Raw genomic sequence first — 14,458 nt, 5'->3', positions numbered from 1 at the left:
CAAAAATCTCAGCTTGTTTTAGATTTTATTGCAAATGAATACACAACGTGAACAATTGATATATACATGGCTTACATCTGTTCTTGAAAATGATCAATTTAAGATCGCTTTTTTGGCAGGTGATGCAAGCTTCCGCCGTTATGCGCGTATCCAGTTACAAAATAAAACGTATATGCTCATGGATGCCCCTCCAGAAAAAGAAGACTGTGTTCCGTTTGTGACCATTGACGAATTTTTTGCAGGCCATGGTGTACGCGTCCCTCAGATCGTCGCGAAAGATTTAGCTCAAGGTTTTCTGTTATTGGAAGATTTTGGTGATGTGCTGTTGTCGACATTATTAAATGATGAAACAGTCGATAAATATTATGAACAAAGCTTTAAACAGCTGATTCATTTGCAGTCTGTGAATGGTCAGGAGCAATTTCCAGCATACTCCTATGAGAAATTGTTAACTGAAATGAAGCTGTTGACTGACTGGATGCTGCCATCTTTGCAGATTACTCCGAATGCGAACCAGCAACAGGTGATTGACGATGCTTTCGATGTGTTAGCAAAAACTGCATTGGCTCAGCCGCAAGTGATTGTACATCGTGATTTTCACAGTCGTAATTTGATGAAAATTGCAAATGAACCAGAGCTTGGAGTTATTGATTTTCAGGATGCAGTGATTGGTGCAGATACTTATGATCTAATCTCGATTACTCGTGATGCTTATGTTCAGTGGAATGCAGAGCGTGTGTATCAATGGTTTAGAGTCTTTTATGACTTATTACCAGAGTCTGCGAAACAGAACCGTAGTTTTGAGCAGTTCAAACGTGATGCAGATTTAATGGCTATTCAGCGTCATATTAAAATTTTGGGCATCTTTGTGCGTCTGTTTGAGCGCGATGGTAAATCAGGTTATTTAAAAGATTTACCACGTGTAATGTGGTATTTGATCGAAGAAAGCCGTGGTTATGCTGAACTTGATGAGTTTATGTTATTCATAAATGGCATAGTTATGCCGAAGTTTATCGACAAATATGGTAACTACGAGGTAGCAGCATAATGAAAGCAATGATTCTTGCTGCTGGCTTGGGTAATCGTATGCGTCCACTCACGCTATATACACCAAAGCCTTTGCTTGAGGTAGGTGGTAAGGCGCTTATTGTGTGGCATATTGAAAAACTTAAGAAAATTGGTGTGACCGAAATCGTCATCAATTCTGCTTGGTTGGCCGATAAACTCATCAGCAGCTTAGGCGATGGCTCTCAATTTGGTGTGGATATCCGTTGGACACGAGAGGATGAGGGTTTAGAAACAGCTGGTGGAATTATTAATGCTTTGCCACTGCTTGGAACAGATCCGTTTATTTTGGTAAATGGAGATGTATGGACCACGATGGATTTTGAAGCTCTACGCCATATTAAGCTAAATGATGATTTAGCACATCTTGTGTTGGTTGATAATCCTAAACAGCATCCTGAAGGCGACTTTACATTGTTCGATGGACGCGCTTTTACATTCGATCAAGATGTGACGGGTGAGAATCTCACTTTTAGCGGTGTGTCTGTTATCCATCCTAAGCTTTTTGATGGATTGGAACCTGGTAAACGTCCTTTAGCTCCACTATTGAAGCAAGCGATGCAGAATCAAAAAATATCTGGTGAAAAACTTAAAGGCGCATGGGTAGATGTGGGAACGCCTGAGCGTTTAATGGAGCTAGATTTGCAAATTCGTGAAGGCTTCTACGATTAACTGTGTAATCCCTAATCGTTAACTAGTGTTCCACGATGCATAAATGGGTATACTTTGTTTTAAATTTTACTTAGATGTTATCTGTTTATGCATCCGTTTTTTCAAGAGTTACAACAGGGTAGTCAAAAATTAGGTTTATCGCTTAGCGATGAAGCTTTGGCATTATTGTTAAAGTATCAAGATGCTTTGGTACTTTGGAATAAAGCATATAATCTGACAGCAATTCGTGATCCGAAAGAAATGTTAGTGAAGCATTTGTTGGATAGTCTAAGTATTTTAAATGACTTACCTGAAGGTAGACTGCTTGATGTGGGTACAGGTGGTGGTATGCCTGGCATGATTATTGCTCTTTGTCAGCCACAACGCCAATGTGTTCTTTTAGATTCTAATGGTAAAAAAATTCGTTTTTTGAAGCAATTTATTGCTGATCTTAAATTGAGTAACGTTGTGGCAGTACAAACACGTGTTGAGAATCAAGATACAATTGATGAGCTTGGCCAGTTTGACGTCATAACAAGTCGAGCTTTTGCTTCTTTAACGGACTTTGTAGATGCGGCTCAGCCATACCTTCATCAGAGCAGTATAATCGCAGCGATGAAAGGTGTGGTGCCAGTTGAGGAAATTGAGCAGCTCAAGCAGGACTTTTCATGTAAAGTGATTGAACTGCGCGTCCCAAGACTTGATGAACAACGTCATTTACTTTTACTTCAACATATCTAAATAAAAAGTATTAAGGTTACCATGGCTCAAATTATTGCGATTGCAAACCAAAAGGGTGGTGTTGGTAAAACAACGACTGCAGTAAATCTTGCAGCGTCTCTAGCTGTATTAAAAAAACGTGTATTACTTGTAGATATGGACTCACAAGGTAATGCTACGATGGGGTCTGGTATTCAAAAGAACGATCTTTTGTATTCAATTACAGATGTTCTTCTTGGTGAAGTTCCAATTGAAACAGCCATTCAAAAAGCAGAAGTTGGATATAAAGTTCTAGGCTCTAATCGTGAGCTTTCAGGTGTAGAGCTTGCTATTGCAGAGCAAGAAGGTCGTGAATTCATTCTAAAGAATGCTTTGAATGAAATCAGAAACTCATTTGACTATATCATTGTGGATTGTGCTCCAAGCTTGAGCTTGATTACTGTCAATGCTTTGGCAGCTGTAGATAGTGTAATTATTCCAATGCAATGCGAATATTATGCGCTAGAGGGTTTGGCTGATTTAACTCAGACCATTGATCGTATTCAAAAAGCACTCAATCCCGATTTAGAGATTATTGGTGTACTGCGTACGATGTACGATGCACGAAATGCTTTAACACGTGATGTATCTGCAGAACTAGAGCAATATTTCGGCAAAAAACTTTATGATACTGTTGTTCCACGAAATGTTCGCTTAGCAGAAGCACCAGCACATGGTTTACCTGTTATCTATTTCGAAAAAAGTTCTAAAGGTGCAGTTGCATACTTAAATCTTGCAGCTGAGATGTTAAAGAGAAGTAAAGTGAAGAAAGGAAGTAAAGTATGAGCATCAAAAAACGCGGATTGGCTAAAGGACGTGGTTTAGATGCATTACTTGGTTCAATTCAAAAAGAAAAACTACAACTTGAAGCACAGGCGTTAGACCATGGACAGTTAAAACAAGTTGATGTGAATTTACTGAAACGTGGTGAATATCAACCACGTCGTTTTATTCATGAGCATGATTTACAAGAGTTAGCGTCGTCTATTGAAAAACATGGGGTGATGCAGCCTATTGTAATCCGTCCAGTTGATGATGAAACTCATCCATTTGAAATCATTGCGGGCGAACGTCGTTGGCGTGCAGCACAAATTGCGGGCTTAACTGAAATTCCAGCAATTGTTCGTGATTTAAATGATCAAGTTGCAATTGCATTAGCGTTAATTGAAAACATTCAGCGTCAAGATTTAAATCCAATTGATCAAGCAATAGCTCTACAGCGCTTTCATGATGAATTTGGTTTAAGTCATCAAGAAATTGCTGACACGGTTGGTAAAGCACGTACTACTGTGAGTAATTTGTTGCGATTATTGAGTTTAGCTGATGACATTAAAGATTTCATGCAGCAAGGCCAGCTTGATATGGGGCATGCTCGAGCAATTTTGACATTGAAAGGTAAAGATCAATTAGAAGTTGCTAAAATTGTAATTGAGAAAGGATTGTCAGTTCGTCAAACAGAGCAATTGGTGCGTGATAGAAGTGAGCCTAAACAGGAGAAGGAAAAAATGCCTGTAGCACCAGATATTGAGCAATTGACACAAAAATTATCAGAGCGTTTTGGCGCTAATGTAAAAATTGATCATAACCAAAAGGGTAAGGGTAAACTGGTTATTCATTATCATACCTTGGATGAGTTAGATGGCATTTTAAATATTTGTTTGCCAGAATAATTTGCAGTTGGGTCATGTATTTCTAATTTTATATTCTTGGGGAAGAACATATGTGGGAACTTGTGAGAGCGGGTGGCTGGTTGATGCTGCCTTTAATTCTATGCTCGATTTTAACTGTTGCGATCAGTATTGAACGTTTTGTTCGGTTAAGACGTTCACAAGTTCTACCCGAAGCATTAAGCGGTAAGGGCTCTTTAAGAGCTGAAGATATCGTGGAAAGTTTAGAACAAAATGTAGAAGCGCAAAGTAGCGCATTAGGACACATTTTAAAAGCAGGTTTTGAGCATCGCGAGCATGGTGAGCAATTTGCTCGTGCGCAAATGGAAGTGGCAGCTTCTCAAGAAATTTCCTATTTAGAAAAAAATATTAATTTTTTGGGCACTCTAAGTGCTGTAGCACCGCTGTTAGGGTTGCTTGGTACTGTAGTGGGAATTATTGAGTCGTTTCTTGTTATTGATTTTGGATCGGCTGGCAGTCCAAGTTTAATGATTCCTGGTATCTCTAAAGCACTCATTACTACAGCTGTGGGGATGTTAATTGCAATTCCTGCTTTAATTGCTTATCGCTATTTTCAAAGAGTAGTGCAAGATTATATTGCCGAATTAGAACAGCAATCGACCTTATTTCATGCCTCATTGTTCTATAAGCGTTCTTCGTCTGTAGCTGAACACCGCCGTGTTGGTTAGGAGGTGAAAACCAGATGAAATTTAAACGTTCTAAGGTTGAAGACATTCATATCAATTTAACGCCTATGATTGACTGTTTGCTGTTCATTTTGGTTTTTTTATTGCTGTCGACCACTTTTAATCAGCCAAGTCGCATCAATCTAACATTACCAGATGCACAAGGTGTTCCACCAAAACAGTACGATCATAAAATTGAAGTCGTGGTAGACTCTGCTGGTCATTATGCTGTGAATGGTCAAGCACTTTCGTCTAAAGAGGTTGCTGATCTGAGTACTGCGATTAAGCAAGTTGCTCAAGAGCACCGTGATTTTATGTTCATCATTGCTGCGGATGCCAAAGCGTCTCATCAGGATGTAATTCGCGTTATGGATGTGGCAGGACAACTCGGTTTTGTTAACATCAATATTAGTACCAAAGTTCCTTCTAGAGGTTTTTCTGAGTGAATCAAGATTTTAAGGTTTATAAGCGTCTCATAGCCTATTTAAAACCTTATTGGGGCGCCGCCTTATTAGTACTTATCGGGTTCGGTATAAACTCAGCAACAGAAGTTTCCGTTGCTAAATTGATTAAATTTATTATTGATGCAATCCAAAACAGCAGTAGAGCAGATTTGGATTGGTTCCCGTTATTAATTATTTTATTAGTATTCTTTCGCGGCTTAGGCCTATTTATGGGCGGCTACTATACTGCGGTGATTTCACGCAGTTTGGTTTTTAGTATTCGCCAGGAAGTTTATGCGAAACTTTTAAAACTCCCAGCACAATATTACTTAGATAATTCATCTGGCCATATTACTGCCAAAATTATGTATAACGTTGAACAGCTAACAGCTGCTTCTTCTGAATCATTAAGAACCATCGTTAGGGATGGAATGATTACTATTGGACTATTAGGCTATCTGTTTTATACCAATTGGCGTCTTACTTTATGCGTTTTTGTGTTTTTGCCTGTGATTGGTGTATTGGTACGTAAAGCTTCGAAACGTATGCGAAAGCTTTCATTGCAGGTACAAGATACTATGGGTGATGTGAACCACGTTGTCCAAGAAAGTATTAATGGTAATGCTGTTGTAAAAAGTTTTGCTGGTGAAGAGTCTGAACAAAAACGTTTCTATAAGTCATCGGAAGAGAACTTAAAACGCGGTTTAAAAATGGTAATTGTACAAAACCTGAATAGTCCGGTTGTTCAGGTGGTCATGGCTTGTGCTATGGCTCTTATTGTATGGTTAGCTTTACGACCTCAGATTTTGGGTACTACAAGTGCTGGTGAATTTGTAGCTTACCTTACAGCAGCTGGTCTGTTAGCAAAGCCAGTTAAAAGCTTGACTGATGTTAATGAAAAGTTACAACGTGGTTTAGCAGCAGCTCATTCTGTTTTTGAATTACTAGATTTACCTGAAGAGCAGAATAGTGGTCAACTGAAACCTAAATTAAATGGGGCAATTCGTTTTGATCATGTGACATTGAATTATGCTGATGGCGTAGCAGCTATTAAAGATTTTTCTTTGGATATTCTTCCAGGTCAAACTGTGGCATTGGTTGGTCGTTCAGGGGCAGGTAAAAGTTCATTAGTTAACATGTTGGTACGTTTTCAAGAAGTATCAAGTGGACAAATTTATTTAGATGATTTGCCAATTAATGATATTGAGCTTTCTTGTTTGCGTACGCAAATTGCAATGGTAAATCAACAAGTTATATTGTTTAACCGTACTGTTCGTGAAAACATTGCATATGGTCAGTTGGAAGGCGCATCAGATGAAAAAATCTATGCAGCGGCAAAAGCAGCATATGCACATGACTTCATTATGAATTTACCAAACGGTTATGACACTGTTTTAGGGGCACAAGGTCTAAACCTATCAGGTGGTCAGCGTCAGCGAATTGCAATTGCTCGAGCAATTTTAAAGAATGCTCCAATTCTAATTTTAGATGAAGCTACAAGTGCTCTCGATAATGAATCTGAACATTTTATTCAGCAAGCATTTGATGAAGCAATGCAAGATCGCACAACAATTGTTATTGCTCACCGGTTGTCAACAATTGAAAATGCTGATCGTATTGTAGTGATGGATCAAGGGGAAATTGTTGAGCAAGGTACTCATCAAGAACTTCTTGAAAAACATGGTGCTTATTATCAATTACATCAGCGTAATTTTGAGGATAACTAAGCATGTCATTGGCCCAGCTGATCCAGAATGCATGGAATAAGCAATCGAGTTGGTTGATTGCTTTACGTCCATTATCTTGTTTGTATCGTGCTGGGTTTCTATTAAATCGTAATTTTTATACTGCTGGTTTAAAGAAAGTCTATAAAGCACCTGTACCTGTCATGGTGATTGGTAATATTACCGTGGGTGGAAGTGGAAAAACTCCATTATTAATACAATTGGTGAATTATCTACAACAGCATAATGTCAAAGTTGGGGTAATTAGTCGGGGGTATGGTGGTACTGGTCCTTTTCCAATGTTGGTTACTTCGGGGGCTCAAGCAACTCAGGTCGGAGATGAGCCTGCATTAATTGTTCAATCGACGAGTGTACCAATGGCGGTGGGTCCTAATAGGCAGGCTGCAATAGAGCTCTTGATTGCATCAACACCACTAGATTTAATTATTAGTGATGATGGCTTACAGCATTGGGCTTTGGGACGACAAATCGAGTGGATTGTGCTCGATCAAAATCGTGGTTTAGGAAATCAAAAACTATTACCTGAGGGGTATTTGAGAGAGCCAGTTGAGCGTTTAGAAACTGGAACAGTAATTGAACATGCATATAAACCAACTACAGAATTAAATATGCATCTCGATACAGGGCGGCCATATTTACTCAACCCATCCTCAATGGATGAGCACAATTTCAATCCTCAAAATAGTTATCATGCTGTAGTTGGTATTGGCTTTCCACAGCGCTTTTATCAAACACTTAAAGATTTAGGCCTGAAACAATTTCAAGAGCATGCGTTTCGTGACCATCATAATTACTCAATCAATGATTTAATTTTTAATGATGAACTGCCACTTATTACAACTGAAAAAGATGCAGTTAAATTATTACCATTGCTTGAAAAATATCCGGAATTTAAACAGTCTATTTGGGTTGTTCCTGTTAAAGCTATCCTGTCTGTAGAGTGTTATCAGGTTTTAAAACTGCAATTGCAAGAACTTGATATCCAATTATCTTAGGAAGAAAAAATGAAACACATCGTCATTCCAGCACGCTTCTCAAGTTCGCGTTTGCCCGGCAAGCCCTTGTTGCTTATTCATGATCGCCCTATGATTTTGCGTGTTGTGGATCAAGCAAAAAAAGTCGAGGGCTTTGATGATCTATGTGTGGCAACAGATGATGAGCGTATTGCTGAGATTTGCCGTGCAGATGGTGTGGACGTTGTGCTTACGAGTCCTGATCATCCGTCAGGAACAGACCGATTAAGCGAAGTTGCTCGTATTAAGGGGTGGGCAGCAGATGATATTATTGTGAATGTTCAGGGGGATGAACCTTTATTGCCAGCTCAACTTGTTCAACAAGTTGCAAAACTCTTGGTTGATAAACCAAATTGTTCAATGTCTACGTTGTGCGAGCCTATTCATACCTTAGATGAATTTCAGCGTAATAGTATTGTAAAAGTAGTCATGTCTAAGCAAAATGAAGCGTTATATTTTAGCCGGGCAACCATTCCGTATGACCGTGATGGGGCTGCGCAGGCAGAGCCAAGTTTACATAACCAAGCATTTCGCCATTTAGGTTTATATGCCTATCGAGTGAACTTATTACAAGAATATGTGACTTGGGATATGGGTAAGCTTGAAAAGTTAGAAAGTCTTGAACAATTACGTGTTTTAGAAAATGGACATCGCATTGCGATTGCTGTCGCTCAAGCAAATTTACCTCCTGGTGTAGACACTCAAGCTGATCTTGATCGCTTAAATAAAATGCCTGTCGAATCTTTTGAATAAGCGTTAATTTTTAATGAATCCGAATGTAACCTCAAACATTTATCCCTGGCAAAAAACAACATGGGATACCTTAACAACAAGGTTTCCCAATATTGGACATGGCCTATTATTTTATGGCAAGCAAGGTTGTGGGAAACATGCTTTTGCTAAGCATTTTTTGGCATGGGTGCTTTGCCTTAATAAGCAGCCTCATAGCGCTTGTGGTGAGTGTAGCAGCTGCCAATGGTTAAAATCAGACACTCATCCCAATTATGTCCATATCACAACAGATGAAGAAAATAAAAAGCAGAATGCAAAAATAAAAATCGAAAAGATCCGAGATTTACTACCTTTCGTGCAACAAACTGGAGAAGGCTGGCGCGTTATTCTTATTGAGCCTGCTGAAGCTCTTAACTTGGCATCATCGAATGCGCTACTAAAAACTTTAGAAGAACCTGGTGAACGTGTTGTTTTAATTTTATTGGCTGATCATTACCTTAAATTACCAGCCACTATTCGTAGCCGATTGCAGCATTTTGCTTTAGATCGTATTTCATATGAACAGGCTACTTCATATTTGGATGAGCATTTATCTGAACTTGCAGAAGTACAACCTGATTTATTACTTGGCCTATCTAATGATATGCCTTTGCAAGCCATAGAAATTGCAAAAAGTGATTGGTTTGCTAAACGACAGATTTTCTTAAATGACTGGCTAAAAATTGTAGCTCAAAAAAATATGCCTCTATTTTTCTCAGGAAAATGGCAAAAAGAATTAAGTTTTAATGATTTTATCGTACTTTTTGAATACTTGTTGGGAGATTTAATTTGTGTCAAGCTAAATCAGCCACAAAAAAATACTGATTTAGATTTTGATCAATTAAGTCCATATTATGATTTAGAAAGCTTATTTAATATTTATAGTGAAGTACAACAAGCAAAAAAGCTTGTTGAGCAAAATGTACAAAGTCAACTTATTATAGATCAATTGTTTATAACGTTAATGAATATTTAAGGGGAAGATTATGCAACCGCAAATGGGGGGGATTATTCAGGTAAATATTCCTGATAGAGCTACTTTGCAAGCAAGCTATATGGGATATGTGCAAGGTGGAGGCCTATTTGTACCATCAAAACAAAAGGTAAAGATGGGACAAGAAATTTTCATTTTAGCTACTTTGCCTGAGCAGTCTCAAAAAATTCCTCTCACTGGTAAGGTAATTTGGATATCACACAAGCAAAGTGGATTTAAACCTCAAGGTTTTGCTATTCAATTAAGTGGAGATAAGGGAATTTACTATAAAGCTGAGGCAGAAAGAGTTTTGGCTGGTAGTATGTCTCTAGATCGTCCAAGTTATACCATGTAATCAAATAGGATAGAAAAGTGTTTGTTGATACGCATTGCCATTTAACGATGTTAGATTTAACGCCTTATAACGGTGATCTGGACCTTGCGCTCGCTGCAGCGCGAGCAGAAGGAGTGTCTAAATTTATGGCAATTTCCGTTGATCTTGATGACCATATTTCACTAGCAGAAATTGCAAATAGGCATGAAGACGTTGGTTATACGATAGGTGTGCATCCTTGTGAAGATGTAGATACGATGGCACGTGCAACGACCGAGCACTTGATTGAATTAGCTCAGTCGGAAAAAGTATGGGCTCTGGGTGAAACTGGACTGGACTATTATCACAGTACAGATTTTGTTGAAGAGCAAAAGGCATGTTTTGCAAGACATATCCAAGCTTCGAAAATTGTAAAAAAACCAGTCGTCGTTCATACGCGTTCAGCAAAGCATGATACGGTAGATATTATCCGTGCTGAACATTCTACGCATGGAATTTTGCATTGTTTTACTGAAGATTGGGAAACAGCTAAGGCTGTATTGGATTGTGGCTATTACATTTCTTTTTCAGGTATTGTGTCATTTAAAAATGCACAAGACTTGCGTGATGTAGCTAAACAAGTTCCGCTAGATCGACTTTTAATTGAAACAGATAGCCCTTATTTAGCACCTGTTCCATACCGCGGTAAAACAAATGAACCAAAATATGTGCCTTATGTAGCCAAAGCGCTCAGTGATGTATATGATAAATCGGTTGAGGAAATTGCAATGATCACCTCACAAAATTTTGAGAACTTGCTAAAAGCGATTTAAGTTATAGAAACTATATAAGAGAGTAATTGCGTGAAGATGGATCGTCAGGCTCAGTTCCGAGCAAGAGAAGTATTAATATTTCAGGTTGCGGAGCAATTATTGCTAGAAAATGGCGAAGCCGGAATGACACTTGATGTCTTGGCTGCTGAGCTTGATTTAGCAAAAGGAACTTTGTACAAACACTTTCAAAGTAAAGATGAATTGTACATGCTATTGATTATTCGTAATGAACGTATGTTACTAGAAATGGTTCAAGATACTGAAAAGGCTTTTCCAGAACATTTGGCCTTTTTCATGTTGCATCATTTACATCATCCTGAGCGGACAGTTTTATTTCATCAAATTGAGGAAAAACTTTCGATTACAGCTCAAGGTGTGCATCACCTTTTTAATGAACTTTATCAGGTGCGTAAACAGCGATTACGAATTATCATTCGCATGACAGATCACTATTTAGAATCTATTCAAAGTAATATGACAACTCGAGATTATCTGGCATCTATTTGGTCATTAACTCATGGTGCAGCAGCTATTCTCAATTCAAGTTTTTACCAACGGTATTTAGGTTCAAGGGACACGTTAAGAGTGGCTTATATTGATCAGGCATTAGCCTTACCTAAACAAGCTGTTGAACAATATGCTTAATAGGTCGATATGAAATCTCAATCACCGCCTAAATCACAAAAAGGTTTTACCCTCATTGAAGTGATGGTGGTGATTGTTATTATGACGATTATGACCTCTCTAGTTGTACTCAACATCGGTGGGGTTGACCAAAAGAAAGCGATGCAAGCAAGAGAATTATTTTTGCTTGATGTACATAAAATTGGTAAAGAGTCGCTTGATCAATCTCGTGTTTTAGCTTTATCTACTCTGAGTGAGACTGACGTTTCCCCATTTTCCTATGAACTGTATGAATACCACGATCAGAGTAAATTACAGGTCCAAGATTTAAAAAACCGCTGGCAGAAATACCCAGAATTTACTACGCGCCAATTGCCTAAACATGTATCGTTTACAGTACAACCTCTAGATGGTCAAACCTATTCAAAAGCGACTAATACCGATTTAGTTGGAGGACAAGCTCCTCAGTTAATCTGGTTTGGAAATGGTGAAGCTAAAACAGTTAAAATACAGTTTTACTTTGAACAAAAACCAATTGGTTCAGAAATACAAATTGATCATTTGGGTAAAATAAATGAAATCTAAAGGCTTTACTCTATTAGAAGTAATGGTAGCTTTAGCAATTTTTGCAGTAGCTGCTGTCGCGTTAACTAAAGTGGCCATGCAATATACCCAATCTACCTCAAATGCAATTCTTAGAACAAAAGCTCAGTTTGTGGCAATGAATGAAGTAGCCTTAATGGAGATAAATCAAGAATGGCTTCAAGGCACTCAAAGTAAGCAGGTTACTTCTCAGGGGGAAACTTGGCAGATTGATAAATCTGCTGAATCCACAATCAGCCCGAATGTTCAGAAAGTAGATTTACAAATTAGCTTATATGATTCTGATAAAGGAAAAGTTCAAAATGGTATTACCCATTTGGTGTTTTTTAATTATCCAATGAAAGCAAAATAATGATAAAAAATAAATATTTTTACTCTCGAAGCACAGCTTCCCGTCTTGCGGCACGATCGGAGCGGGTCATGAGGGGCTACTCCGAGCACAGCTCTTCATCTTGCGCTCGGACAAAGCGTTGCTTTAAAGACTCTCACACTCGAAACACAGTTTCTCGTCTTACGGCACGATCGAGCAGTGCTCGATTAACTCGTGCCTCAGGATTTACTTTAGTTGAGCTTTTAGTCGCAATTGCAATTTTTGCTGTTTTATCTTTGTTAGGTTGGAAGATTTTTGATTATTTATTAAAAGTCCGTGATCGTAATGCTCAACATGAAGTGCAGCTATTTGAATTACAAGATGCGTATCAACAAGTTTTGCGAGATACATTACAAATTATACCTTTATCGGCAAATCAAGGGGGACAGCTTCATCCCGCATTAGAACTTGATAACCAAGTACTCTATTTTAGTAAGGCTGGTGTTACTGATCCCTTAAAACAAGGGTTATCACCTTTTGAGCGTATTGAATATCGATATGATCCTGATCAAAAAAAGCTTTATCGTCTTAAATATAGTAATTTAAATACTTCAAACCGAGAGCAACCTTTATCTAGCACTTTGTTGAGTCAAGTTGAACAGTTTCAAATTATGGTGTTAACGCCGCAAGAAGTGACAAAGTGGCCAGAAATTAATCTTGATCCCACAAAGCCCGAAGAGTTTAGAAAGCTACCGAAAGGAATAAAAATACAACTCACGGTTGCTGGTGTAAGTTATGAGTGGATTTATAGCTTAAACCAAGGGAATTTATCGCTCTCCAAAGAAGGAGGGGCATAATGTTGCACTATAAAAAGAGCCAGCAAGGTGTAGCTTTGCTCACAATTTTGATTATGGTGGCATTGGCTACAATTTTAGCTGCCTCTATTGCAAAGCATCAAACCAATACGATGGAAAACACTGGGTATTTAATGCGTCAAAATCAGTCATTATTATATGCCAAAAGTGCAGAAGCTTTTTTTTCTGAGTTATTAATTCAAGATGCAAACAATGCAGGTGGCGTTGATCATTTAAAGGAAACATGGGCACAGCCAATGCCACCTTTTCCCATAGAAGATGGATCTGTATCAGGGCGTTTAATCGAGGAGTCAGGCAAATTTAACTTAAACAATTTAACAACCAATGAAGGTAAGGTAAATGAAGCTGCCAAAAGCTGGTTTGAGCGCTTACTTGTACGTGTAGGCTTGCCAGCAGAGTTAAGTCAAGCAGTTATCGATTGGCAAGATCCAGATGAAGAACCATCTGGACCTATGGGAGCAGAAAGTAGCTATTATGAAAGCCTTGATCCTAGCTATTTAGCTTCAAACGCTAAATTTCATCGTATTGAAGAGTTGAAATTAGTAAGAGGTTTTGACGGCAAGAAATATGATTTAATAGCCCCTTATATTTCGGCATTACCCGAGAATACAAAAGTGAATATTAATACTGCTTCACCATTAGTCTTAGCGAGTATTGATCAAAAGTTGGATGTAGGGGCGGTAGAAAAAGAACTTCAAATGCGCCAACAAAATTTAAAATTCTTTCAAAATGTTGATGAATTATGGCAATTGAATGCTTTTTCAACAGTCGATACTCAAAAGAGAACTGAGGTGAGTAGCCTGTTAGATGTAAAGTCGAGTTTTTTTCAAGCACAAATTGAGGTCATGCTTAATAATAGAAAAAGACAATTTACAAGTGCACTCATGCGTAATGATAAGCAGGTTTATGTTTATTCTAGAAATATGTCACCATTTAACTAGTTGAAAAATTGTAATTTATTTGTTTGGGTCATGTTGTTGAAAAGTCATTTTTAGGAATTTCTCTAATGGACATAATAGAATAAATATAAATTTTCCATATGCTTATCTTCAATATTTCTTCACAAGTCTTATCATACTTTTCGCTAATTGTTTCTAATTGAAAAGTGGTGCGAAGTTTTTGTCTTT

The 14,458-nt window shown here is 38.1% G+C and carries 18 protein-coding genes; all 18 read left to right on the top strand.

Features of this window, described 5'->3' with window-relative positions:
- Positions 1 to 34: 34 nt before the first annotated feature.
- The 18 genes from AC07M3_RS02540 to gspK all read left to right on the top strand — a co-directional run bounded on the left by AC07M3_RS02540 (position 35) and on the right by gspK (position 14,272).
- The gene (locus tag AC07M3_RS02540; RefSeq protein WP_494566423.1) at positions 35 to 1,048 is read left to right on the top strand and encodes an aminoglycoside phosphotransferase family protein; all 1,014 of its coding nucleotides are present in this window, start codon (positions 35 to 37) and stop codon (positions 1,046 to 1,048) included.
- Positions 1,048 to 1,737 carry an N-acetylmuramate alpha-1-phosphate uridylyltransferase MurU gene (gene murU, locus AC07M3_RS02535; protein ID WP_133746174.1) on the top strand — a complete coding sequence of 230 codons (690 nt, stop codon included), beginning with the start codon at positions 1,048 to 1,050 and terminating at the stop codon, positions 1,735 to 1,737. Before AC07M3_RS02540 ends, murU begins: the two co-directional genes overlap by 1 nt.
- 87 nt (positions 1,738 to 1,824) lie before the next feature.
- The gene (gene rsmG, locus AC07M3_RS02530; RefSeq protein ID WP_092705594.1) at positions 1,825 to 2,457 is read left to right on the top strand and encodes a 16S rRNA (guanine(527)-N(7))-methyltransferase RsmG; all 633 of its coding nucleotides are present in this window, start codon (positions 1,825 to 1,827) and stop codon (positions 2,455 to 2,457) included.
- A 21-nt stretch (positions 2,458 to 2,478) separates the two neighbouring features.
- On the top strand, positions 2,479 to 3,261 hold the full coding sequence (locus AC07M3_RS02525) for a ParA family protein (protein WP_003651453.1): 783 nt from the start codon (positions 2,479 to 2,481) through the stop codon (positions 3,259 to 3,261).
- Entirely contained in the window at positions 3,258 to 4,145 is an 888-nt protein-coding gene (locus tag AC07M3_RS02520; RefSeq protein ID WP_133746173.1) for a ParB/RepB/Spo0J family partition protein, read from the top strand. Before AC07M3_RS02525 ends, AC07M3_RS02520 begins: the two co-directional genes overlap by 4 nt.
- A 50-nt stretch (positions 4,146 to 4,195) precedes the next feature.
- Complete coding sequence (locus AC07M3_RS02515) at positions 4,196 to 4,831, top strand: MotA/TolQ/ExbB proton channel family protein (RefSeq protein WP_005041113.1); 636 nt, start codon at positions 4,196 to 4,198, stop codon at positions 4,829 to 4,831.
- A gap of 14 nt (positions 4,832 to 4,845) precedes the next feature.
- Positions 4,846 to 5,274, top strand: coding sequence for an ExbD/TolR family protein (locus AC07M3_RS02510; protein WP_133746172.1), 429 nt, complete (start codon positions 4,846 to 4,848; stop codon positions 5,272 to 5,274).
- Entirely contained in the window at positions 5,271 to 6,998 is a 1,728-nt protein-coding gene (msbA, locus tag AC07M3_RS02505) for a lipid A export permease/ATP-binding protein MsbA (protein WP_375038541.1), read from the top strand. Before AC07M3_RS02510 ends, msbA begins: the two co-directional genes overlap by 4 nt.
- A gap of 2 nt (positions 6,999 to 7,000) precedes the next feature.
- The gene (gene lpxK / locus AC07M3_RS02500; RefSeq protein ID WP_494566422.1) at positions 7,001 to 8,011 is read left to right on the top strand and encodes a tetraacyldisaccharide 4'-kinase; all 1,011 of its coding nucleotides are present in this window, start codon (positions 7,001 to 7,003) and stop codon (positions 8,009 to 8,011) included.
- 9 nt (positions 8,012 to 8,020) lie between these two features.
- Complete coding sequence (kdsB, locus tag AC07M3_RS02495) at positions 8,021 to 8,782, top strand: 3-deoxy-manno-octulosonate cytidylyltransferase (protein ID WP_309950553.1); 762 nt, start codon at positions 8,021 to 8,023, stop codon at positions 8,780 to 8,782.
- Positions 8,783 to 8,795: 13 nt separating this feature from the next.
- Entirely contained in the window at positions 8,796 to 9,776 is a 981-nt protein-coding gene (locus tag AC07M3_RS02490; RefSeq protein WP_494566421.1) for a DNA polymerase III delta subunit-related protein, read from the top strand.
- Between the two features lie 10 nt (positions 9,777 to 9,786).
- Positions 9,787 to 10,128, top strand: a complete 342-nt coding sequence (locus AC07M3_RS02485; protein WP_003651467.1) for a PilZ domain-containing protein — start codon at positions 9,787 to 9,789, stop codon at positions 10,126 to 10,128.
- A gap of 17 nt (positions 10,129 to 10,145) precedes the next feature.
- Positions 10,146 to 10,919, top strand: coding sequence for a TatD family hydrolase (locus AC07M3_RS02480; protein ID WP_494566420.1), 774 nt, complete (start codon positions 10,146 to 10,148; stop codon positions 10,917 to 10,919).
- Between the two features lie 36 nt (positions 10,920 to 10,955).
- Complete coding sequence (locus AC07M3_RS02475; RefSeq protein ID WP_005041096.1) at positions 10,956 to 11,564, top strand: TetR/AcrR family transcriptional regulator; 609 nt, start codon at positions 10,956 to 10,958, stop codon at positions 11,562 to 11,564.
- Between the two features lie 9 nt (positions 11,565 to 11,573).
- Positions 11,574 to 12,128: a type II secretion system protein gene (locus tag AC07M3_RS02470; protein WP_005047450.1), complete on the top strand. Its 555-nt coding sequence runs from the start codon at positions 11,574 to 11,576 to the stop codon at positions 12,126 to 12,128.
- Positions 12,118 to 12,498 carry a type II secretion system minor pseudopilin GspI gene (gene gspI / locus AC07M3_RS02465; RefSeq protein ID WP_003651473.1) on the top strand — a complete coding sequence of 127 codons (381 nt, stop codon included), beginning with the start codon at positions 12,118 to 12,120 and terminating at the stop codon, positions 12,496 to 12,498. Before AC07M3_RS02470 ends, gspI begins: the two co-directional genes overlap by 11 nt.
- Positions 12,498 to 13,313 (top strand): type II secretion system minor pseudopilin GspJ, encoded by an 816-nt coding sequence (gspJ, locus tag AC07M3_RS02460; protein WP_494566419.1) that lies wholly within the window; start codon positions 12,498 to 12,500, stop codon positions 13,311 to 13,313. Before gspI ends, gspJ begins: the two co-directional genes overlap by 1 nt.
- A complete protein-coding gene (gene gspK, locus AC07M3_RS02455; RefSeq protein ID WP_494566418.1) occupies positions 13,313 to 14,272 on the top strand; it encodes a type II secretion system minor pseudopilin GspK in 960 nt (319 codons plus the stop codon). Before gspJ ends, gspK begins: the two co-directional genes overlap by 1 nt.
- Positions 14,273 to 14,458: the final 186 nt, after the last annotated feature.

Source organism: Acinetobacter sp. GW821-FHT09D10 (assembly GCF_059416285.1).
This window is presented reverse-complemented; position numbering and strand designations above follow the sequence as displayed.

Bases quoted from the DNA above. Each gene is read 5' to 3' on its own strand.
- AC07M3_RS02525 (WP_003651453.1), top strand. From the start codon at position 2,479: ATGGCTCAAATTATTGCGATTGCAAACCAAAAGGGTGGTGTTGGTAAA.
- gspK (WP_494566418.1), top strand. From the start codon at position 13,313: ATGTTGCACTATAAAAAGAGCCAGCAAGGTGTAGCTTTGCTCACAATT.
- rsmG (WP_092705594.1), top strand. From the start codon at position 1,825: ATGCATCCGTTTTTTCAAGAGTTACAACAGGGTAGTCAAAAATTAGGT.
- kdsB (WP_309950553.1), top strand. From the start codon at position 8,021: ATGAAACACATCGTCATTCCAGCACGCTTCTCAAGTTCGCGTTTGCCC.
- AC07M3_RS02510 (WP_133746172.1), top strand. From the start codon at position 4,846: ATGAAATTTAAACGTTCTAAGGTTGAAGACATTCATATCAATTTAACG.
- AC07M3_RS02485 (WP_003651467.1), top strand. From the start codon at position 9,787: ATGCAACCGCAAATGGGGGGGATTATTCAGGTAAATATTCCTGATAGA.
- lpxK (WP_494566422.1), top strand. From the start codon at position 7,001: ATGTCATTGGCCCAGCTGATCCAGAATGCATGGAATAAGCAATCGAGT.
- AC07M3_RS02540 (WP_494566423.1), top strand. From the start codon at position 35: ATGAATACACAACGTGAACAATTGATATATACATGGCTTACATCTGTT.
- AC07M3_RS02515 (WP_005041113.1), top strand. From the start codon at position 4,196: ATGTGGGAACTTGTGAGAGCGGGTGGCTGGTTGATGCTGCCTTTAATT.
- gspI (WP_003651473.1), top strand. From the start codon at position 12,118: ATGAAATCTAAAGGCTTTACTCTATTAGAAGTAATGGTAGCTTTAGCA.
- murU (WP_133746174.1), top strand. From the start codon at position 1,048: ATGAAAGCAATGATTCTTGCTGCTGGCTTGGGTAATCGTATGCGTCCA.
- AC07M3_RS02470 (WP_005047450.1), top strand. From the start codon at position 11,574: ATGAAATCTCAATCACCGCCTAAATCACAAAAAGGTTTTACCCTCATT.
- gspJ (WP_494566419.1), top strand. From the start codon at position 12,498: ATGATAAAAAATAAATATTTTTACTCTCGAAGCACAGCTTCCCGTCTT.
- AC07M3_RS02475 (WP_005041096.1), top strand. From the start codon at position 10,956: ATGGATCGTCAGGCTCAGTTCCGAGCAAGAGAAGTATTAATATTTCAG.
- AC07M3_RS02490 (WP_494566421.1), top strand. From the start codon at position 8,796: ATGAATCCGAATGTAACCTCAAACATTTATCCCTGGCAAAAAACAACA.
- AC07M3_RS02520 (WP_133746173.1), top strand. From the start codon at position 3,258: ATGAGCATCAAAAAACGCGGATTGGCTAAAGGACGTGGTTTAGATGCA.